The organism is Pseudomonas sp. GM84 (assembly GCF_000282535.1).
Classification (GTDB): Bacteria; Pseudomonadota; Gammaproteobacteria; order Pseudomonadales; family Pseudomonadaceae; genus Aquipseudomonas.
This window is the reverse complement of record NZ_AKJC01000089.1, coordinates 1-19,234: the sequence shown is the minus strand read 5'-3', so window position 1 is coordinate 19,234 and position 19,234 is coordinate 1. Positions and strand designations below refer to the sequence as shown.

The 19,234-nt window shown below is 60.6% G+C and carries 16 protein-coding genes; 7 read left to right on the top strand and 9 right to left on the bottom strand.

The window, feature by feature from the left end:
* The 7 genes from rsmG to rpmH all read right to left on the bottom strand — a co-directional run bounded on the left by rsmG (position 1) and on the right by rpmH (position 6,912).
* Positions 1-651 carry a 16S rRNA (guanine(527)-N(7))-methyltransferase RsmG gene (gene rsmG, locus PMI38_RS07195; protein ID WP_008092218.1) on the bottom strand — a complete coding sequence of 217 codons (651 nt, stop codon included), beginning with the start codon at positions 649-651 and terminating at the stop codon, positions 1-3.
* Complete coding sequence (gene mnmG, locus PMI38_RS07190; RefSeq protein WP_008092217.1) at positions 648-2,540, bottom strand: tRNA uridine-5-carboxymethylaminomethyl(34) synthesis enzyme MnmG; 1,893 nt, start codon at positions 2,538-2,540, stop codon at positions 648-650. The genes rsmG and mnmG overlap by 4 nt, the downstream gene beginning before the upstream one ends.
* A 439-nt stretch (positions 2,541-2,979) precedes the next feature.
* A complete protein-coding gene (gene mnmE, locus PMI38_RS07185; protein ID WP_008092216.1) occupies positions 2,980-4,350 on the bottom strand; it encodes a tRNA uridine-5-carboxymethylaminomethyl(34) synthesis GTPase MnmE in 1,371 nt (456 codons plus the stop codon).
* Positions 4,351-4,436: 86 nt separating this feature from the next.
* Positions 4,437-6,119: a membrane protein insertase YidC gene (gene yidC / locus PMI38_RS07180; RefSeq protein WP_008092214.1), complete on the bottom strand. Its 1,683-nt coding sequence runs from the start codon at positions 6,117-6,119 to the stop codon at positions 4,437-4,439.
* 2 nt (positions 6,120-6,121) lie between these two features.
* The gene (yidD, locus tag PMI38_RS26515) at positions 6,122-6,367 is read right to left on the bottom strand and encodes a membrane protein insertion efficiency factor YidD (protein ID WP_078477749.1); all 246 of its coding nucleotides are present in this window, start codon (positions 6,365-6,367) and stop codon (positions 6,122-6,124) included.
* The gene (gene rnpA, locus PMI38_RS26510; protein WP_008092213.1) at positions 6,360-6,764 is read right to left on the bottom strand and encodes a ribonuclease P protein component; all 405 of its coding nucleotides are present in this window, start codon (positions 6,762-6,764) and stop codon (positions 6,360-6,362) included. Before rnpA ends, yidD begins: the two co-directional genes overlap by 8 nt.
* Before the next feature lie 13 nt (positions 6,765-6,777).
* On the bottom strand, positions 6,778-6,912 hold the full coding sequence (gene rpmH, locus PMI38_RS26505) for a 50S ribosomal protein L34 (protein WP_003253163.1): 135 nt from the start codon (positions 6,910-6,912) through the stop codon (positions 6,778-6,780).
* 585 nt (positions 6,913-7,497) lie between these two features.
* Between rpmH and dnaA the strand changes: the two genes are divergently transcribed.
* From dnaA to gyrB, 4 genes are read left to right on the top strand one after another with little or no spacing between them, the layout of a single operon-like run.
* Positions 7,498-9,030: a chromosomal replication initiator protein DnaA gene (dnaA, locus tag PMI38_RS07170; protein ID WP_008092211.1), complete on the top strand. Its 1,533-nt coding sequence runs from the start codon at positions 7,498-7,500 to the stop codon at positions 9,028-9,030.
* A 40-nt stretch (positions 9,031-9,070) separates the two neighbouring features.
* Positions 9,071-10,174: a DNA polymerase III subunit beta gene (dnaN, locus tag PMI38_RS07165; RefSeq protein ID WP_008092209.1), complete on the top strand. Its 1,104-nt coding sequence runs from the start codon at positions 9,071-9,073 to the stop codon at positions 10,172-10,174.
* A 13-nt stretch (positions 10,175-10,187) separates the two neighbouring features.
* Entirely contained in the window at positions 10,188-11,291 is a 1,104-nt protein-coding gene (gene recF / locus PMI38_RS07160) for a DNA replication/repair protein RecF (RefSeq protein WP_008092202.1), read from the top strand.
* Positions 11,292-11,295: 4 nt separating this feature from the next.
* The gene (gyrB, locus tag PMI38_RS07155; RefSeq protein ID WP_008092201.1) at positions 11,296-13,716 is read left to right on the top strand and encodes a DNA topoisomerase (ATP-hydrolyzing) subunit B; all 2,421 of its coding nucleotides are present in this window, start codon (positions 11,296-11,298) and stop codon (positions 13,714-13,716) included.
* 71 nt (positions 13,717-13,787) lie between these two features.
* Here gyrB and PMI38_RS07150 read toward each other — a convergent pair whose 3' ends face one another.
* Entirely contained in the window at positions 13,788-15,086 is a 1,299-nt protein-coding gene (locus tag PMI38_RS07150; protein ID WP_008092197.1) for a sigma-54 interaction domain-containing protein, read from the bottom strand.
* Between the two features lie 221 nt (positions 15,087-15,307).
* Between PMI38_RS07150 and PMI38_RS07145 the strand changes: the two genes are divergently transcribed.
* From PMI38_RS07145 to PMI38_RS07135, 3 genes are read left to right on the top strand one after another with little or no spacing between them, the layout of a single operon-like run.
* Complete coding sequence (locus PMI38_RS07145; RefSeq protein ID WP_008092195.1) at positions 15,308-16,192, top strand: MBL fold metallo-hydrolase; 885 nt, start codon at positions 15,308-15,310, stop codon at positions 16,190-16,192.
* 39 nt (positions 16,193-16,231) lie between these two features.
* On the top strand, positions 16,232-17,500 hold the full coding sequence (locus PMI38_RS07140; RefSeq protein WP_008092193.1) for an NAD(P)/FAD-dependent oxidoreductase: 1,269 nt from the start codon (positions 16,232-16,234) through the stop codon (positions 17,498-17,500).
* Positions 17,497-18,315, top strand: a complete 819-nt coding sequence (locus PMI38_RS07135) for a sulfite exporter TauE/SafE family protein (protein WP_008092191.1) — start codon at positions 17,497-17,499, stop codon at positions 18,313-18,315. The genes PMI38_RS07140 and PMI38_RS07135 overlap by 4 nt, the downstream gene beginning before the upstream one ends.
* Here PMI38_RS07135 and PMI38_RS07130 read toward each other — a convergent pair.
* A complete protein-coding gene (locus tag PMI38_RS07130) occupies positions 18,304-19,191 on the bottom strand; it encodes a LysR family transcriptional regulator (protein ID WP_043273204.1) in 888 nt (295 codons plus the stop codon). The genes PMI38_RS07135 and PMI38_RS07130 overlap by 12 nt on opposite strands.
* Positions 19,192-19,234 lie beyond the last annotated feature (43 nt).

The following is a 19,234-nucleotide window of genomic DNA, read 5'->3' as shown; positions in this document are numbered from 1 at the left end:
TCATGCCTTGCGGCGCAGTATCAGCAGATGGCGCTGGCCCTGGCAACCTGGAACGGTCAGGGCCTGTTCGCTTTCCACTGTGAAGTCTGCGGGCAATGCTACCAGTTCATCGGCAGGATGCAGCCCCTTCATTGCAAGCCATTGCGTCCCGGTGTCGCCCAAGTGGCGGGTCCAGTTGGTGAAGTTCTCCATGCTGCTGAAGGCGCGGGAGATGATGCCGCTGAACGGCTGCGCGGGCTGGAAGGCCTCGACCCGGCTGTGGATAACCGTGAGGTTGTCCAGTTTCAGCTCCATTTTCACCTGGGTCAGAAAACGCGTCTTCTTGCCATTGGCATCCAGCACCGTCACCTGCTTGTGCGGATGCAGGATAGCCAAGGGAATACCCGGCATGCCACCGCCACTGCCAACATCCAGCCAGCTTTCGCGGTCGTTGTGGATAAACGTCATGACACTGAGGCTGTCGAGCAGGTGGCGCGACACCATCTCGTCCGGGTCACGCACGGCGGTGAGGTTGTAGGCTTTGTTCCACTTGATCAACAGGGCCAGGTAGCCCAGCAGCGATTCGTGCTGCTGCGCGGTCAACTCGATGCCGAGCTGGCGCGCGCCTGTGGACAACTCTTCTGCGTGCTGCGGGGTGACCAGGGAACTCAAGCGCTTTGCTCCAATTCGCGGCCAGCGCCGCGTTTTTTCAGATGAATCAGCAACAGGGAAATCGCCGCTGGCGTGACGCCGGGGATGCGTGAAGCCTGGCCCAGGGTTTCCGGGCGGGTCTGCCCCAGCTTGCTCTGGATTTCCTTGGACAGGCCGGAAATCGTGGTGTAGTCGATATCCACAGGCAAGCGGGTGTCTTCGCTGGCACGCAGGCGGGCGATTTCATCCTGCTGGCGGTCGATGTAACCGGCGTACTTGGTCTTGATCTCGACCTGTTCGGCCACCTGTGGGTCGATGACATCACCGCCGGTCGCTTCAATCAGCCCGGCATAGTCGATTTCCGGACGGGCGAGCAGGTTCAGCAGGCTGTACTCGTGGCTCAGCGGGGTACCGAACTTATCCACAACGGCCTGGCCTTGCGGGGTATTCGGGCGTACCCAGGTCGACTTCAAGCGCTGTTCCTCACGCTCGATGCCGTCGCGCTTGGCACAGAACGCGGCCCAGCGCGCGTCGTCGATCAGGCCCAGTTCACGGCCTTTTTCGGTCAGGCGCAGGTCGGCATTGTCTTCGCGCAGGATCAGCCGGTACTCGGCACGCGAAGTGAACATGCGGTAGGGCTCCTGGGTACCCAGGGTAATCAGGTCGTCGACCAGTACGCCGATGTAGGCCTCGTCGCGCCGTGGGCACCAGCTTTCACGGCCCTGCGCGCGCAGCGCGGCGTTGGTCCCGGCCAGCAGGCCCTGGGCGCCGGCTTCTTCGTAACCGGTAGTGCCGTTGATCTGGCCAGCGAAGTACAGGCCGCCGATGACTTTGGTCTCCAGGCTGTACTTGAGGTCACGCGGGTCGAAGTAGTCGTACTCGATGGCGTAGCCCGGGCGCACGATGTGGGCATTTTCCATCCCGCGGATCGAGCGGACCAGCTCCAGCTGCACGTCGAACGGCAGCGAAGTGGAAATACCGTTGGGGTACAGCTCATGGGTGGTCAGGCCTTCCGGCTCGATGAACACCTGATGGCTTTCCTTGTCGGCGAAGCGATGGATCTTGTCTTCGATCGACGGGCAATAGCGCGGGCCCACGCCTTCGATCACCCCGGAGTACATCGGCGAACGGTCGAGGTTCGAGGCGATGATCTCGTGGGTGCGCGCATTGGTGTGGGTAATCCAGCAGCTGACCTGGCGCGGGTGCATCTGCGCATTGCCCATGAACGACATCACCGGGATTGGCGTGTCGCCCGGTTGTTCGGTCATGACCGAGAAGTCCACCGAGCGCCCGTCGATACGCGGTGGCGTGCCGGTTTTCAGTCGGCCGACACGCAGCGGCAGTTCACGCATGCGGTGAGCCAGGGCGATCGAAGGTGGATCACCGGCGCGGCCACCGGAATGGTTCTGCAGGCCGATGTGGATAAGGCCACCGAGGAAGGTACCGGTGGTCAATACCACTTGTTCGGCGAAAAAGCGCAGGCCCATTTGCGTGACCACGCCTTTGACCTGGTCCTGCTCGACGATCAGGTCGTCGCACGACTGCTGGAATATCCACAGGTTCGGCTGGTTTTCCAGGATCTCGCGCACCACCGCCTTGTAGATGGCGCGGTCTGCCTGTGCACGGGTGGCGCGTACGGCCGGCCCCTTGCGGTTGTTCAGGACGCGGAACTGGATACCGCTCTTGTCGGTAGCCAATGCCATGGCGCCGCCGAGCGCATCGATCTCTTTGACCAGATGGCTTTTGCCAATACCGCCGATGGCGGGGTTGCAACTCATGTGACCGAGGGTTTCCACGTTGTGGGTCAGCAGCAGGGTTTTCACACCCATGCGTGCAGACGCAAGCGCAGCCTCGGTACCGGCATGGCCGCCGCCGATGACGATCACTTCAAAACGGGAAGGGAAATCCACCACGCACCTCGTGCCTGTTTTTGCGAATAGAGAAGGTAAGCCGACAAGTATAGGGACTTCCCCCCCTCTAAAGAAACCTTTTGCGCAAATTTTGACCAGCTGTGGATGAGTGGCAGACAACAGAAATCAAAGAAGAGAAATTTAAAAAAGCTTTGTTTTTATGTTTATTCTTATGCACACACATATCTGTGGATAAGATTCTGTATCCCTTATAATTCGCTGTGTAGAGAGAAATTAAACCCTGTGTCTGGAGTGCCTTGAGGGTTCTGGATAACGTCTTTTAGCCTGTGGATTAAATGCCTGTTTACCCACAGGCCAGTTTGTCCTCAGAAAAAAAGCCTGCTTATCAACTGAGCTGAAGGCGAGTTTTCCACAGGGCTCCTGCGGGCAAAAAAAAGCCGCTCCCTGTAGGAGCGGCCTTGGTCTTGCAGGTTGTGGACTACTTGCCGATGCAGAAACTCGAGAAAATCCTGCCCAGCAGGTCGTCCGAACTGAACGCACCGGTGATTTCGCCCAGGGCCTGTTGTGCCTGGCGCAGGTCTTCAGCCAGCAGCTCGCCAGCGCCAGCCAGGGTCAATTGAGCGCGACCGTGCTCCAGGTGGTCGCTGGCCTGGCGCAGCGCATCCAGGTGGCGCCGGCGTGCGCTGAAGCCGCTCTCCGCCGTCTGCTCGTAGCCCATGCAGGCCTTGAGGTGGTCACGCAGCAGCAGCAGGCCCTGGTCGTCGCCCTTGGCGCTCAGGGTAAGCGTCACATGGCCGTCGTCGCACTGTTCCAGCCCTACTCGCTCGCCACTGAGGTCGGCCTTGTTACGAATCAGCGTGACCTTCGCAGGGTCAGGGCGCTGGTCCAGGAACTCCGGCCACAGCGCAAATGGGTCGCTGGCTTCGGGAGCGGTGGAGTCCACCACCAGCAACACACGGTCGGCTTCGCCAATGGCCTTGAGCGCCCGTTCCACGCCGATCTTTTCCACATGGTCATCGGTATCACGCAGACCAGCGGTGTCGACCACGTGCAGCGGCATGCCATCGATGTGGATATGTTCGCGGAGGATGTCCCGGGTGGTGCCGGCGATATCGGTGACGATCGCCGCTTCACGGCCAGCCAGTGTATTGAGCAGGCTCGACTTGCCCGCATTGGGCCTGCCGGCAATCACCACCGTCATGCCGTCACGCAGCAAGGCCCCCTGCCCGGCTTCGCGCTGCACTGTGGACAACTCGCTGCGCACGGTATCGAGCATCGACAGCACATGGCCGTCAGCCAGGAAGTCGATTTCCTCTTCCGGGAAGTCGATGGCGGCCTCGACGTAGATCCGCAACGCAATCAGCGCTTCGGTCAGGCTGTGCACACGCTTGGAAAATTCACCCTGCAGCGAACGCAAGGCATTGCGCGCGGCCTGGCTGGAGCTGGCTTCGATGAGATCGGCGATGGCTTCGGCCTGGGCAAGGTCGAGCTTGTCGTTGAGGAATGCTCGCTCGCTGAACTCGCCGGGGCGAGCCAGACGGCAACCGACTTGTACACAGCGCTGCAGGAGCATGTCCAGGACCACCGGACCACCATGGCCCTGCAGCTCGAGCACGTCTTCGCCGGTAAACGAGTTGGGGCCCGGGAAGAACAGCGCAATGCCTTCATCCAGCACCAGCCCCTGCTCGTCGCGGAACGGCCCGTAGTGGGCATGGCGCGGCGTCAACGTGCGGCCGGTGATGAGTTGGCCGGCCTGGGCCGCCAGTGGCCCGGACAGGCGGACGATGCCTACGCCGCCGCGGCCTTGGGCGGTAGCGATGGCGACGATGGTTTCACGCACAGTGTTCATGCTCGAAAGCCTCTACGACAAAAACGACAGATAGCAAAAACGCCCCCGAAGGGGCGTTTTTATTCACAGGCTAGCGCAGTAGCCCGTCAAGCAGCAGCTTTTTTGGTCGCTGCTTCGATACGGCGGGTGATGTACCACTGCTGCGAAATCGACAGGCAGTTGTTCACAACCCAGTACAGCACCAGACCGGCTGGGAACCACAGGAAGAAGAAGGTGAAGATGATCGGCATCATTTTCATCACCTTGGCCTGCATCGGATCCGGCGGCGTCGGGTTCAGGCGCTGCTGGATGAACATGGTGGCGCCCATGATGATCGGCAGGATGAAGAGCGGATCCTTGATCGACAGGTCGGTGATCCACAGCATCCATGGGGCCTGACGCATCTCGACGCTTTCCAGCAGTACCCAGTACAGGGCCAGGAATACCGGCATCTGCACCAGGATCGGCAAGCAGCCGCCCAGCGGGTTGATCTTCTCTTTCTTGTACAGCTCCATCATCGCCTGGGACATCTTCTGGCGATCGTCACCGAAGCGTTCCTTCAGTGCGGCAAGCTTCGGCGCCACGGCACGCATGCGCGCCATCGAGCGGTAGCTGGCAGCCGACAGCGGGAAGAACAGACCCTTGATGAGCATGGTCAGGACAATGATCGACCAGCCCCAGTTACCCAGCAGGCTGTGGATATGTTGCAGCAGCCAGAAGATCGGCTGGGCGATGAACCACAGGAAGCCGTAGTCGACGGTCAGTTCCAGGCCTGGGGACAATTCCTTGAGCTTGGACTGAATCTTCGGACCGGCGTACAGCATGGCGCTGGTTTCGACCTTGCCGCCAGCAGGTACGCTGATGGTCGGGCCGGTGTAGCCGATGATGTAGTTGCCCTGGCTGTCCTTGCGGGTCTGGACGACGTTGTTGTCCGACTTGGCAGGGATCCATGCAGTCACGAAGTAGTGCTGCAGCCAGGCGACCCAGCCGCCGGACACATTTTCTTTCAAACTGCCTTTGTCGATGTCTTTCATCGACACTTTCTTGTACGGCTCGCCAGCTGTCCACAGGGCAGCGCCCAGGTAGGTCGCGGTGCCGGTAGCAGTGCTCGAAGACGGATCGCCACTGGCGTCACGCTTGAGCTGGGCAAACATGTTGCCGTTCCAGGCCTGGCCGCTCTGGTTGTCGATCAGGTAGCTGACATTCAGGTCGTACTCACCGCGCTTGAAGCTGAAGCGCTTGATGTAGTTCACACCGTTGTCGCTGAACTTCAGGTCGACCACCAGTTGTTGCTGGCCATCAGCCATCTGGTAGGACTTTTGCTCGGCAGCATACAGAGGACGGCCAGTCGAACGGGCATCCGGGCCGTTGGCGCCGGTCAGACCGCTCTGGGCCAGGTACACCCGCTCACCACCGTTGTCGAACAGCTGGAACGGAATGTTCGGATGGTCCTGACGGCGTGGGTACTTCGGCAGGTTCAGCTGGACGATGTCACCACCGACTGGATCGATAGCCAGTTCCAGGACATCGGTCTTGACCCGGATCAGATCCTTGCTGAGTGCAACGGGTGCCAGCTCGGCAGGGGTCGACTCGCCGTTGGCGCTCGGAACATCGGCGTTGGCGCCGTTGTTAGCGGCCGGTACGCCATCTGGCAGGCCCGGAGCAACAGTGCTGGCAGCAGTATTCTGAGTCGGCAGGGCAGCCTGCCCGTAGTCATCGTTCCACTTCAGGACCATGACGTAGGACACGATTGCCAGGGCGGCGATCAGGATCGTGCGTTTAATATCCATGATTACTCGGCTATCGAAGAAGTTCGGGAGGAAGGAGCGGGGGGAACGGGATCGAAACCGCCGTCGTTCCACGGATGACAACGCCCCAGGCGACGAACGGCTAGCCACCCGCCACGCCAAAGACCATGGTTTTCAATGGCTTCGTAAGCGTAACAGGAGCAAGAGGGGTAGAAACGACAGTGGCTGGCCATCAGGGGACTGATGGCGTAACGGTAAAACTGGATCGGAACGAGGGCCAGTTTACGCATTTTGACTGTCTACCCCTGCGGAATCGGCGTTTGCCGCTGGAGTGGGCCGGCTGCGTGCCAGGCGTTTCCAGAGCTTGCCAAAGTGTTGGTGCAATTCCGGGTTTTCTATCTCACCCAATCCCTTGCGCGCGACGATCACTATGTCCAGGCCAGCGAGCAGGTGCTGGTTCAGACGGAAGGAATCGCGCATCAAGCGCTTGAGGCGATTGCGTTGAACGGCGAGCTTGACGCTCTTCTTGCCGATTACCAGGCCGAGGCGCGGATGATCGAGACCGTTCTCGCGAGCAAGGATCAGCAGGTTTTTCCCTGGAACCTTGCCGGTTGGGGAGTCGAAGACCGCTTTGAAATGCCGGGGTGTAAGCAGTCGCTTTTCCCGACTGAAGTCCTGACTCACCACCTGTGCCGAAAAATCAAATGGCCAGACGCTTACGGCCTTTGGCGCGACGACGCGACAGAACAGCACGGCCGTTCTTGGTAGCCATACGGGCACGGAAGCCGTGGGTGCGAGCGCGCTTGATGGTGCTTGGTTGGAAAGTACGTTTCATGGCGTGTTACCTGGGTTTGTCGACGACGGGCCGGGATGGCCCCCTTTTTAAGAGATCGGCGATTCTAGAGAAAGCAAGCCAATAGGTCAATTTCCAACCAGCCTTTCCTTATGGAAGGTGCAAACCCGACGCTCGTCCAGGCGACGCTTGCTCGTGCAGACAAACGGACGACAAAATGAAAAAAAAGAAGAGACATATAAAAAGCTTTTCTGAAGAACTTATAACTCTTAAGTGGATAAGTATCTGTGGATAACCTTCTGCAGCCCTTTATTCATGGGCTGTACAGAATTTCAAAACCTTGTCCACAAGGGGTGCGGCGCCTGTGCTGCGGGTGGGCAAAACTTGTGGATGAAAACGGTAATTATCCACAGGGGAGTTATCAACAGGGCTCGACCCGGGGTTGTGCATAGCCCTCATGCTCGGTTATCCACAGGGCTTATCCACCGCGCCATTGAGGTGTTTTGGTCGCTAAATGGCTGATTTGTCATTACTCAGAATGTTTCCACATGTGGATAACTGAACGCTCGACCGGTACAATGGCGGTTTGCTTTTGCCTCATCCGGCTTTCAAACTCAGGGGATATCCGTGTCAGTGGAACTTTGGCAGCAGTGCGTGGAGCTTCTGCGCGATGAACTGCCTGCCCAGCAATTCAACACCTGGATCCGTCCGCTACAGGTCGAAGCCGAAGGCGACGAGTTGCGCGTTTATGCGCCTAACCGCTTCGTTCTCGATTGGGTGAATGAAAAGTACCTCGGCCGTCTGCTCGAACTGTTGGGTGAGAACGGCAGCGGCATCGCGCCTGCCCTTTCCTTATTAATAGGCAGCCGTCGTAGCTCCGCACCACGTGCCGCACCCAACGCCCCGGTCAGTGCCGCAGTGGCCGCGTCTCTTGCACAAAGCCAGACGCCACCCACCGCCGCACCAGCAGCCTTTGCCGAGCCGGTCACCGCCGCCGTGGCTGAACCTGTGCTGGTCAATGACAGCGCAGAGTCGTCATCGCGTGACAGCTTCGATTCCATGGCCGAAAGCAACTCGGCGCCGGCCGCGAGCGGGCGCACCGAACAGCGCACCGTCCAGGTCGAAGGCGCGCTCAAGCACACCAGCTACCTGAACCGCACCTTTACCTTCGAAACCTTTGTCGAAGGTAAGTCGAACCAGTTGGCCCGCGCCGCTGCCTGGCAGGTGGCCGATAACCCCAAGCATGGCTACAACCCGCTGTTCCTTTATGGCGGCGTGGGTTTGGGCAAGACGCACTTGATGCACGCTGTGGGTAACCACCTGCTGAAGAAGAATCCGAATGCCAAGGTCGTCTACCTGCATTCCGAGCGCTTCGTCGCGGACATGGTCAAGGCGCTGCAGCTCAACGCCATCAACGAGTTCAAGCGTTTCTATCGCTCGGTCGACGCCTTGCTGATCGACGACATCCAGTTCTTTGCCCGCAAGGAGCGCTCGCAGGAAGAGTTTTTCCACACCTTCAACGCCTTGCTCGAAGGTGGCCAGCAGGTGATTCTCACCAGCGACCGCTACCCCAAGGAAATCGAAGGCCTGGAAGAGCGTCTGAAGTCGCGCTTCGGCTGGGGCCTGACGGTGGCCGTGGAGCCGCCGGAACTGGAAACCCGTGTCGCGATCCTGATGAAGAAGGCCGACCAGGCCAAGGTCGAGCTGCCGCACGACGCGGCGTTCTTCATCGCCCAGCGTATTCGCTCCAACGTGCGTGAACTGGAAGGCGCCCTGAAGCGGGTGATCGCCCACTCGCACTTCATGGGCCGCGATATCACCATCGAGCTGATTCGCGAATCGCTCAAGGATCTGCTGGCGCTGCAAGACAAGCTGGTGAGTGTGGATAACATTCAGCGCACCGTGGCCGAGTACTACAAGATCAAGATCGCCGATCTGTTGTCCAAACGCCGCTCGCGCTCTGTCGCGCGCCCGCGTCAGGTGGCCATGGCGTTGTCCAAGGAGCTGACCAACCACAGTCTGCCGGAGATCGGCGACATGTTTGGCGGCCGTGACCACACCACCGTGCTGCACGCCTGCCGCAAGATCAACGAATTGAAGGAATCCGACGCGGACATCCGCGAGGACTACAAGAACCTGCTGCGCACGCTAACGACCTGATGGCCGTCAGCCCAGCTAACTGAAGGCAAGGGACTAGACCATGCATTTCACCATTCAACGCGAAGCCCTGTTGAAACCCCTGCAACTGGTCGCCGGTGTCGTCGAGCGCCGCCAGACCTTGCCGGTCCTGTCCAACGTACTGCTGGTCGTACAAGGCCAGCAGCTGTCGTTGACCGGTACCGATCTGGAAGTCGAACTGGTAGGCCGCGTGCAACTGGAAGAGCCGGCTGAGCCCGGCGAAATCACTGTCCCGGCGCGTAAGCTGATGGACATCTGCAAGAGCTTGCCGAACGACGTTCTGATCGATATCAAGGTTGACGAGCAGAAGCTGTTGGTCAAGGCCGGCCGTAGCCGCTTTACCCTGTCGACCCTGCCGGCCAATGACTTCCCGACCGTGGAAGAAGGCCCGGGCTCGCTTACCTGCAACCTGGAGCAAAGCAAACTGCGCCGCCTGATCGAGCGCACCAGCTTCGCCATGGCCCAGCAGGATGTGCGCTACTACCTCAACGGCATGCTGCTGGAAGTGTCGCGCAACACCCTGCGTGCGGTGTCCACCGACGGCCACCGCTTGGCCCTGTGCTCGATGAGCGCAGCGATCGAGCAGGATGAGCGTCACCAGGTCATCGTGCCGCGCAAAGGTATCCTGGAGCTGGCGCGCCTGCTCACCGACCCTGAGGGGATGGTCAGCATCGTGCTGGGTCAGCATCACATTCGCGCGACCACCGGCGAGTTCACCTTTACCTCGAAACTGGTCGACGGCAAGTTCCCGGACTACGAGCGCGTGCTGCCCAAGGGCGGCGACAAGCTGGTGCTGGGCGATCGTCAGGCACTGCGTGAAGCGTTCAGCCGTACCGCGATTCTCTCCAACGAAAAGTATCGCGGTATCCGTCTGCAGCTGGCGGCTGGCCAACTGAAGATTCAGGCCAACAACCCTGAGCAGGAAGAAGCTGAAGAAGAGATCAGCGTGGACTACGAAGGTAGCTCGCTGGAAATCGGCTTCAACGTCAGCTACCTGCTGGACGTATTGGGCGTGATGACTACCGAGCAAGTTCGTCTGATTCTGTCCGACTCCAACAGCAGTGCGCTGCTGCAGGAAGCCGGCAATGACGATTCTTCCTATGTAGTCATGCCGATGCGTCTGTAACGTAGCAGGCCTAATGTCCCTTCGACGTATCATGGTCACCGCGGTGCGCAACCTGCACCCGGTGACACTCACACCCTCTCCCCGCATCAATATCCTCTACGGCGCCAACGGCAGCGGTAAGACCAGCGTGCTCGAAGCTGTGCATCTGCTCGGCCTGGCCCGTTCGTTCCGCAGCACCCGCCTGAACCCGGTCATTCAGTACGAGCAACCGGCGTGCACGGTCTTTGGCGAAGTGCAGCTCGCCCAGGGTGGCACCAGCAACCTCGGTGTTTCACGGGAACGGCAGGGAGAGTTCACCATCCGCATCGATGGGCAGAATGCCAGGAGCGCAGCGCAACTGGCTGAACTACTGCCCTTGCAGCTCATCAACCCAGACAGCTTTCGGCTGTTGGAAGGGGCGCCGAAAATACGTCGGCAGTTCCTCGATTGGGGAGTGTTCCACGTGGAACCCCGATTCTTGCCTGCCTGGCAACGTCTGCAGAAGGCGCTGAGGCAGCGGAACTCGTGGTTGCGTCATGGTACACTTGACCCAGCTTCGCAAGCCGCCTGGGACCGGGAATTGTGCCTGGCCAGCGCGGAAATAGATGAATACCGTCGCAACTACATCAAGGCCTTGAAGCCCGTCTTCGAGCGAACCCTGAGCGAACTGGTCGAGTTGGACGGGTTGACCCTGAGCTACTACCGAGGCTGGGACAAGGACCGGGAACTGCAAGAAGTCCTCGCCTCCTCTCTCCTTCGTGATCAGCAGATGGGCCATACCCAGGCCGGCCCGCAGCGTGCTGATTTGCGTCTTCGTCTGGCTGCCAACAACGCAGCGGACATTTTGTCGCGCGGTCAGCAAAAGCTGGTGGTGTGTGCATTGCGCATTGCCCAGGGCCACCTCGTCAGCCAGGCTCGCCGCGGTCACTGTATTTATCTCGTGGATGACTTGCCGTCGGAGCTGGACGACCAGCACCGCCGCGCATTGTGCCGCTTGCTAGAAGAATTACGCTGCCAGGTGTTCATTACCTGTGTAGATCACGAATTACTGAGGGAAGGCTGGCAAACGGAAACGCCAGTTGCTTTGTTCCACGTGGAACAGGGCCGTATCACCCAGACCCACGACCATCGGGAGTGAAGGCATGAGCGAAAATCAAACGTACGACTCCTCCAGCATCAAGGTGCTGAAAGGTTTGGATGCCGTGCGCAAGCGCCCCGGCATGTACATTGGCGACACCGATGATGGTAGCGGCCTGCACCACATGGTCTTCGAGGTGGTCGACAACTCGATCGACGAAGCCCTCGCGGGTCACTGCGATGACATCACCGTAATCATTCATACGGACGAATCGATCAGTGTGCGCGACAACGGTCGCGGCATTCCGGTTGACGTGCATAAAGAAGAAGGCGTTTCGGCAGCCGAGGTCATCATGACCGTGCTGCACGCCGGCGGTAAGTTCGACGACAACTCGTACAAGGTTTCTGGCGGCCTGCACGGCGTGGGTGTGTCGGTGGTCAATGCCCTGTCTGAAAAGCTGGTGCTCACCGTTCGCCGTAGCGGCAAGATCTGGGAACAAACCTACGTGCACGGTGTGCCGCAGGCACCGATGGCCGTAGTAGGCGACAGTGAAACCACCGGTACCCACATCCATTTCAAGCCTTCGGCTGAAACCTTCAAGAACATCCACTTCAGCTGGGACATCCTGGCCAAGCGTATCCGTGAGTTGTCCTTCCTCAACTCCGGCGTTGGCATCCTGCTGAAGGACGAGCGCTCGGGCAAGGAAGAGTTCTTCAAATATGAAGGCGGCCTGCGTGCGTTCGTTGAGTACCTGAACACCAACAAGACCCCGGTCAACAACCAGGTGTTCCACTTCAATGTTCAGCGTGACGATGGCGTTGGTGTCGAAGTGGCGCTGCAGTGGAACGACAGCTTCAACGAAAACCTGCTGTGCTTCACCAACAACATTCCGCAACGCGATGGCGGTACCCACCTGGTTGGCTTCCGTTCCTCCCTGACCCGTAGCCTCAACAGCTACATCGAGCAGGAAGGCCTGGCCAAGAAGAACAAGGTCGCCACCACCGGTGATGATGCCCGTGAAGGCTTGACCGCGATCATCTCGGTAAAAGTGCCGGATCCGAAGTTCAGCTCCCAGACCAAGGACAAGCTGGTTTCCTCGGAGGTGAAAACCGCCGTGGAGCAGGAGATGAACAAGTACTTCTCCGACTTCCTGTTGGAGAACCCTAACGAAGCCAAGGCCGTTGTCGGCAAGATGATCGATGCTGCCCGTGCCCGTGAAGCGGCGCGTAAAGCACGTGAAATGACTCGCCGCAAAGGTGCGCTGGATATTGCTGGCTTGCCGGGCAAACTGGCGGACTGCCAGGAGAAGGACCCTGCCCTTTCCGAACTGTACCTGGTGGAGGGTGACTCCGCAGGTGGCTCGGCCAAGCAAGGTCGTAACCGTCGTACCCAGGCGATCCTGCCGCTGAAGGGCAAGATCCTCAACGTCGAGAAAGCCCGTTTCGACAAGATGATCTCGTCCCAGGAGGTCGGCACGCTGATCACTGCGCTGGGCTGCGGTATCGGTCGCGAAGAGTACAACATCGACAAGCTGCGTTATCACAACATCATCATCATGACCGATGCTGACGTCGACGGTTCGCACATCCGTACCCTGTTGCTGACCTTCTTCTTCCGTCAGCTGCCGGAACTGGTCGAGCGTGGCTACATCTACATTGCCCAGCCACCGCTGTACAAGGTGAAGAAAGGCAAGCAGGAGCAGTACATCAAGGACGACGAGGCCATGGAAGAATACATGACCCAGTCGGCCCTCGAAGACGCCAGCCTGCACCTGGACGAATCGGCGCCAGCCGTTTCCGGTGTGCAACTGGAAGCCCTGGTCAACGAGTTCCGCAGCGTGATGAAGACCCTCAAGCGTCTGTCGCGACTGTACCCGGAAGAGCTGACCGAGCACTTCATCTACCTGCCGGAAGTGACCCTGGAGCACCTGGGCGACCACGCCGTCATGCAGGCCTGGTTGGCTAGCTTCCAGGAGCGCCTGAACAACAGCCAGAAGTCGGGCCTGGCTTACAAGGCCAGCCTGCGCGAAGACAAAGAGCGTAATGTCTGGCTGCCGGAAGTGGAAATCACCTCCCACGGCCTGGCCAGCTACATCACCTTCAACCGCGACTTCTTCGGCAGCAACGACTACCGTACCGTGGTCAACATCGGTTCCAAGCTGTCCACTCTGCTGGGTGAAGGTGCCTATGTTCAGCGTGGTGAGCGCCGCAAGGCCATCGTCGAGTTCAAGGAAGGCCTGGACTGGCTGATGAACGAGACCACCAAGCGCCACACCATCCAGCGCTATAAAGGGCTGGGTGAGATGAACCCGGATCAGCTGTGGGAAACCACCATGGACCCAACCGTCCGCCGTATGCTGAAGGTCACCATTGAAGATGCGATCGCTGCCGACCAGATCTTCAACACCCTGATGGGTGATGCGGTGGAACCACGCCGTGAGTTCATTGAAAGCAATGCGCTGTCGGTGTCGAACCTGGACTTCTGATCAGGTGTAGATAGACCGCCATGAAAAAACCCGCGTAAGCGGGTTTTTTCATGGCGGCAGATCCACGAAAGCTAGGACAACCCCAACTCTTTCAAACGCCGATACAAGGTGCGTTCACTCATGCCGAGGTGACGGGCCAGTTCGCTGCGCGACCCCTGAAACTGTTCGAGCGCCTGCGCCAGCTCACCCAACTCGTTGCGCCCTCGCCCCTTGCTCAGCCCGCGAGCGTATTCAGGGCCGACGTCTTCCGGCAAATGCTCTGGCCGGATCAGCCCGTCGTCGGCGAACAAGTGGGCCCTTTCCAGAATGTTGCGCAGCTCGCGGATGTTGCCCGGGAAGGGATGCAATTGAAGATGCTGCTGCGCTTCAACGCTCAGCCTGGATGTGGACTTGCCTGGCATGCGCTGCAACAGGCTCTGGGCGAGCAATGGCAGGTCTTCCACGCGCTCGCGCAAGGCGGGCAAGCGAATGGGGAAGCCGCTGATGCGGTAATACAGGTCTTCACGGAACGTGCCCTCTGCCACCATCTGCTTCAAGGGTTTGTGTGTCGCCGATACCAGGCGGAAGTCCGAGTGTACGGTGCGCAGGCTGCCTACCGGGCGGAAGCTGCCGGACTCGATCAAGCGCAGCAGTTTGACCTGCATGGCCAATGGCACTTCACCGATTTCGTCGAGGAACAACGTGCCGCCATGGGCCGCTTCGGCCAGGCCGATCTTGCGCTGGTTGGCACCGGTGAAGGCGCCTTTCTCGTAGCCGAACAATTCGCTCTCGAACAGCGACTCGGTCAAGCCCGTGCAGTCGACCACCACCAAGGGGCCGTTGGCCCGTGGGCTGCCCATGTGGATAGCACGGGCAAACAGTTCTTTACCCGTGCCCGACTCACCCTGGAGCAACACCGGGATCTGCGCTGGGGCCGCACGCTGCAGGCTGGCCAGTGCCGCCTTGAAGGCTGGCGCCCGTCCCACCAGGCCTTGTTGCTGAGGTTGTGCCGAAGCCAGGGTAACGGTGGTCAGACGCTCGACGAAGGCCACCACCCTGCCCTGCTCATCGAGGATGGGGCGCAGCTCGACATCCACGTGTTCCGGCCCGCGTGGTGTGTGGTGGATGTGCAGGACACGTTCCGGCACCTTGCTGTCCCAGGCCTTGCGCATCGGACAATGCTCACCGGCCTGATCGCAAGGCACGGCGTAGTGATGGGACACGCGGTGACACTTCTCGCCCAGTGGTGCTTGCTGGTCACGGCCGAACAGCCGGCGGTAGGCCGCGTTGGCCGCGAGGATGTTGTAGTCGGTATCCAGCACGATCGTAGGCTGCGCATCGTGTTCGAGGTAGGAAACCAAAGCTAGGATGAGGGAGTGGGATTCAGGCATGACGGCACCGAGGAATGACCGCTGCAGGGTAACAAGGACTGCCAAACACTGCCATTAGCTGACAGTCGACTGCCAGTGCAGCTGCCATATCGGCAAGGCATACGCCAGCACCGGCCGTTTTCATTGGCCTTTCGAGCAGAAAAACCCTGGCATGCATCTTGATAAACCTCCCGGCACTGCCTACGCCTCTACAAGGCGCGGCAGATAATTTGGAGAACGTGATGATCATCGGCAACAACCTTCACGTGGAAGCCTTCTTCGACAAGGCGACCTCGACCATCAGCTACCTGGTCATGGACGGCGAGACGCGCAAGTGCGCGTTGATCGACAGTGTCCTGGACTACGACCCCAAGTCCGGGCGCACCTGCACAGACTCCGCAGACTTGCTGATTGCCCGGGTCAAGGCGCTGGGTGCCGAGGTGCAGTGGGTACTGGAAACCCATGTACATGCCGACCACCTTTCCGCAGCGGCTTATCTGAAGGAAACACTGGGTGGCCATACCGCCATTGGTGCCCACATCACGCAGGTGCAGAAAGTCTTCGGTTCGCTGTTCAATGCCGAACCCGGCTTTGCTCGTGACGGTAGCCAGTTCGATGTGCTGCTCGAGGACGAAGAAGGCTTCCGTATCGGAAACCTGCACGCCCGTGCCCTGCACACCCCCGGGCACACACCTGCCTGCATGAGCTATCTGTTCGAGGATGCTGGGGAAAAAGCGCTGTTCGTTGGCGACACCCTGTTCATGCCCGACTACGGCACGGCGCGTTGCGACTTCCCCGGTGCCGATGCCCGCACCCTGTATCGCTCCATCCGCCGACTGCTGGCCTTCCCTGACCAGACCCAGCTGTTCATGTGCCACGACTACCTGCCAGGTGGGCGTGACATGCGGTACGTCACCACCGTGGCCGAACAGCGCGCCAGTAATATCCACATCCATCACGGCATCGACGAGGACAGCTTCGTGACCATGCGCGAAGCCCGCGACAAGACGCTCGACATGCCTGTACTGATCCTGCCCTCGGTGCAGGTGAACATGCGCAGCGGCCATTTTCCCGAACCCGAGGAGAACGGTGTGAGCTACCTGAAGATCCCGCTGAACAAGCTCTGACCGCCCTGCTCCATTATCAGAATTCCAGGAAATACCTTCATGCCTGCCTTGTTGTCCCCAACCCATACCGATCACCATAAAGTGGTCATCGTCGGTGCCGGTGCCGCCGGTATCGCCACCGCTTCGAGCCTCATCAGCCGCGACCCTTCACTGGACATCGCCCTTATCGACCCTGCCGATGTGCACTACTACCAGCCTGGCTGGACCATGGTTGGCGCAGGTGTGTTCAAAGCACCGAGCACCGCCCGCACCATGGCTTCGGCTATCCCGCGCGGTGTGCATTGGGTCAAGGCACGGGTCCAGGGCTTCGACCCGTCGGGCCAGCTGGTGATGCTCGAAGACGGCCGCGCCATCAGTTATGAACAGCTGGTGGTCTGCCCGGGCCTCAAGCTCGACTGGGAGGCCATTGCCGGGCTCAGCGAAACCCTGGGCCGCAATGGCGTGACCTCGAACTACCGTTACGACCTGGCGCCCTATACCTGGCAGCTGGTGCAAAACCTCAAGCAGGGCCGAGCGCTGTTCACCCAACCGCCCATGCCGATCAAGTGTGCTGGCGCACCACAGAAAGCGCTGTACCTGTCCTGCGACCACTGGCTGCGCCACGGTCAGCTGGGCCATGTCAAAGCCAGCTTCTTCAATGCCGGGGCGGTGCTGTTCGGTGTGCCCGACTATGTACCTGCGCTGATGGCCTACATCGACAAATACGGTGTCGACCTGAACTACAGTCACCGTCTGGTCGCGGTGGATGGCCCCAACAAGCGCGCGACGTTCGCCCGTACCCTCGCCGACGGCACCAGCGAAACCCGCACTGAAGCCTTCGACATGCTGCACGTGGTACCGCCGCAGGTTGCCCCCGAGTTCATTCGCCAAAGCCCGTTGGCCGATGCCGCTGGCTGGGTCGATGTCGACCCGCAGACCCTGCGCCATCGCAAGTTCTCCAATGTCCATGCCTTGGGCGACGTGGCCAACACCAGCAATGCCAAGACCGCTGCCGCGGCACGCAAGCAGGCGCCGGTGGTGGCCAACAACGTGCTGGTGGCACTGGGCAGGCTGCCTACCCTGGCCCAGTACGATGGCTACGGCTCCTGCCCACTGACCGTCGAGCGCGGCAAGATCGTGCTGGCCGAGTTCACCTATGGCGGCAAGGTCGCACCGAGCTTCCCGCGCTGGCTGCTCGATGGCCGCAAGCCTACCCGCCTGGCCTGGCTGCTCAAGGCACGGGTGCTGCCTCCGTTGTACTGGCAAGGCATGCTCAAGGGGCGCGAATGGATGGCGCGTCCACAGCCACTGGTCGAGGCCCGCCAGTGATCGAACATCAACTGCTGGGCGCCGGCCTCGGCGCCATCATCGGTGCGGTGCTGGCGCTGACCGGCGCTGGCGGCGGCATCCTGGCGGTGCCGCTGCTGGTGTTCGGCCTGGGTTTGTCGATGGTCGAAGCGGCGCCGATCGGACTGCTGGCGGTGGGCTTGGCGGCGGCCGTGGGCGCGGTACTGGGGTTGCGCCAGGGGCTGGTGCGTTATCGCGCCGCCTTGTTCATCGCCCTGATCGGTATCGTTGCAGCGCCGTTCGGGCTGATGCTGGCCCACCGCTTGCCCAACACGCCCCTGGCCCTGGTTTTCGCCGCCGTGCTGGTTTATGCCTGCCTGCGCATCTGGCGCAAGGCGGCCAAGGAGCTGCGCGGTGAAACCGTCGATGCGCACCGGCTCATCGCGCCCTGCGTACTCAACCCGTTGCAGGGTCGCTTGCGCTGGACGTTGCCGTGCGCGCGAGCCTTGGCCTTCACGGGCGCATTGTCTGGGCTGTTGTCCGGCTTGCTGGGCGTAGGCGGCGGATTCGTGATCATTCCAGCCTTGAATCGCTACACCAACTTGCGCATGACGAGCATCGTCTGCACATCGCTGGCGGTGATCGCCCTGGTCTCCATGGGCAGTGTGGTCAGCGCCAGCCTGGCGGGGGTGATGCACTGGCGGGTTGGCGCACCGTTCGCCATCGGCGCGGTGCTCGGCTTGCTGGTGGCCCGGCCGCTGGCCGCCAAACTCGCCGGGCCGCGATTGCAGCAGTTGTTTGCCGTGGCCGGTTGGTCGGCGGCACTGCTGCTGGCGGGCAAGGCGCTACTCGGCTAGCAACTCGCCTTGCTCCGCCGCGCACAGCGCCAGCAGGTAGTCCCAGACCACCCGCAGGCGCACCGACTTGTGCAGCTCGCGACGGGTACAGATCCAGTAGCTGCGCTGGATGGTTTCGCTGGGCAGCACGCGGACCAGCGTGGGGTCGCGGCGGGCCATGTAGTTGGGCAGCACGGCGATCCCCAGCCCGGCGCGGGCAGCGGTTTGCTGGGCGATCACGCTGGTGCTGCGAAAGGCCACGTTGGGCGCCCGGCAGAAGCTGTTGAGAAACAGCAGCTCCTGACTGAACAGCAGGTCATCGACGTAGCCGATCCAGTTGTGGCGGGCCAGGTCCTCGCGGTTGCGCAGCGGTGGGGCGCGGTCCAGGTACGCCTGGCTGGCATACAGCGCCAGGCGGTAGTCGGTGAGTTTGCGGGTGATCAGCAGGTCGGCGTTGGGCCGTTCCAGATGAATGCTGATCTCCGCTTCGCGGTTCAGGATGCTGACGAAGCGCGGCACGGCAACCAGCTCTACCTCAAGGCCCGGGTAGCGTTCGAACAGATCGCGCATGCGCGGGGTGAAGAACATGATGCCGATGCCTTCGGTAACCCCCAGACGAATCTTGCCCAGTGGCGTGATGGCCTGGGTGATTTCTTCCTGCGCCAGCAGGGCAACGTTCTCCATGGCTTCGGCATGCTTGAGCAGGGCCTGGCCTGAGGAGGTCAGTTCGTAGCCTTGGGCATGCTGCACGAACAGCGGTGTACCGAGGCTTTTCTCGATGCTTTCGATATGCCGGGCGACGGTGCTGTGGGTGGTGTTGAGGCGTTTGGCAGCGGTGAGCAAGCGGCCGCTGCGCTGTAACTCGAGGAAAAACCGCAGATCATTCCAGTCGAACATGCTGATCCCTTTGTGCTGTTCGTTCTGGCCCCATCGCCGGCAA

What these genes read in the sequence shown, in the direction of transcription:
- mnmE (WP_008092216.1), bottom strand. Translation starts at nt 4,350, where the DNA reads ATGAACACTGTGCGTGAAACCATCGTCGCCATCGCTACCGCCCAAGGC.
- yidC (WP_008092214.1), bottom strand. Translation starts at nt 6,119, where the DNA reads ATGGATATTAAACGCACGATCCTGATCGCCGCCCTGGCAATCGTGTCC.
- yidD (WP_078477749.1), bottom strand. Translation starts at nt 6,367, where the DNA reads ATGCGTAAACTGGCCCTCGTTCCGATCCAGTTTTACCGTTACGCCATC.
- rpmH (WP_003253163.1), bottom strand. Translation starts at nt 6,912, where the DNA reads ATGAAACGTACTTTCCAACCAAGCACCATCAAGCGCGCTCGCACCCAC.
- dnaN (WP_008092209.1), top strand. Translation starts at nt 9,071, where the DNA reads ATGCATTTCACCATTCAACGCGAAGCCCTGTTGAAACCCCTGCAACTG.
- recF (WP_008092202.1), top strand. Translation starts at nt 10,188, where the DNA reads ATGTCCCTTCGACGTATCATGGTCACCGCGGTGCGCAACCTGCACCCG.
- gyrB (WP_008092201.1), top strand. Translation starts at nt 11,296, where the DNA reads ATGAGCGAAAATCAAACGTACGACTCCTCCAGCATCAAGGTGCTGAAA.
- PMI38_RS07150 (WP_008092197.1), bottom strand. Translation starts at nt 15,086, where the DNA reads ATGCCTGAATCCCACTCCCTCATCCTAGCTTTGGTTTCCTACCTCGAA.
- PMI38_RS07145 (WP_008092195.1), top strand. Translation starts at nt 15,308, where the DNA reads ATGATCATCGGCAACAACCTTCACGTGGAAGCCTTCTTCGACAAGGCG.
- PMI38_RS07140 (WP_008092193.1), top strand. Translation starts at nt 16,232, where the DNA reads ATGCCTGCCTTGTTGTCCCCAACCCATACCGATCACCATAAAGTGGTC.
- PMI38_RS07130 (WP_043273204.1), bottom strand. Translation starts at nt 19,191, where the DNA reads ATGTTCGACTGGAATGATCTGCGGTTTTTCCTCGAGTTACAGCGCAGC.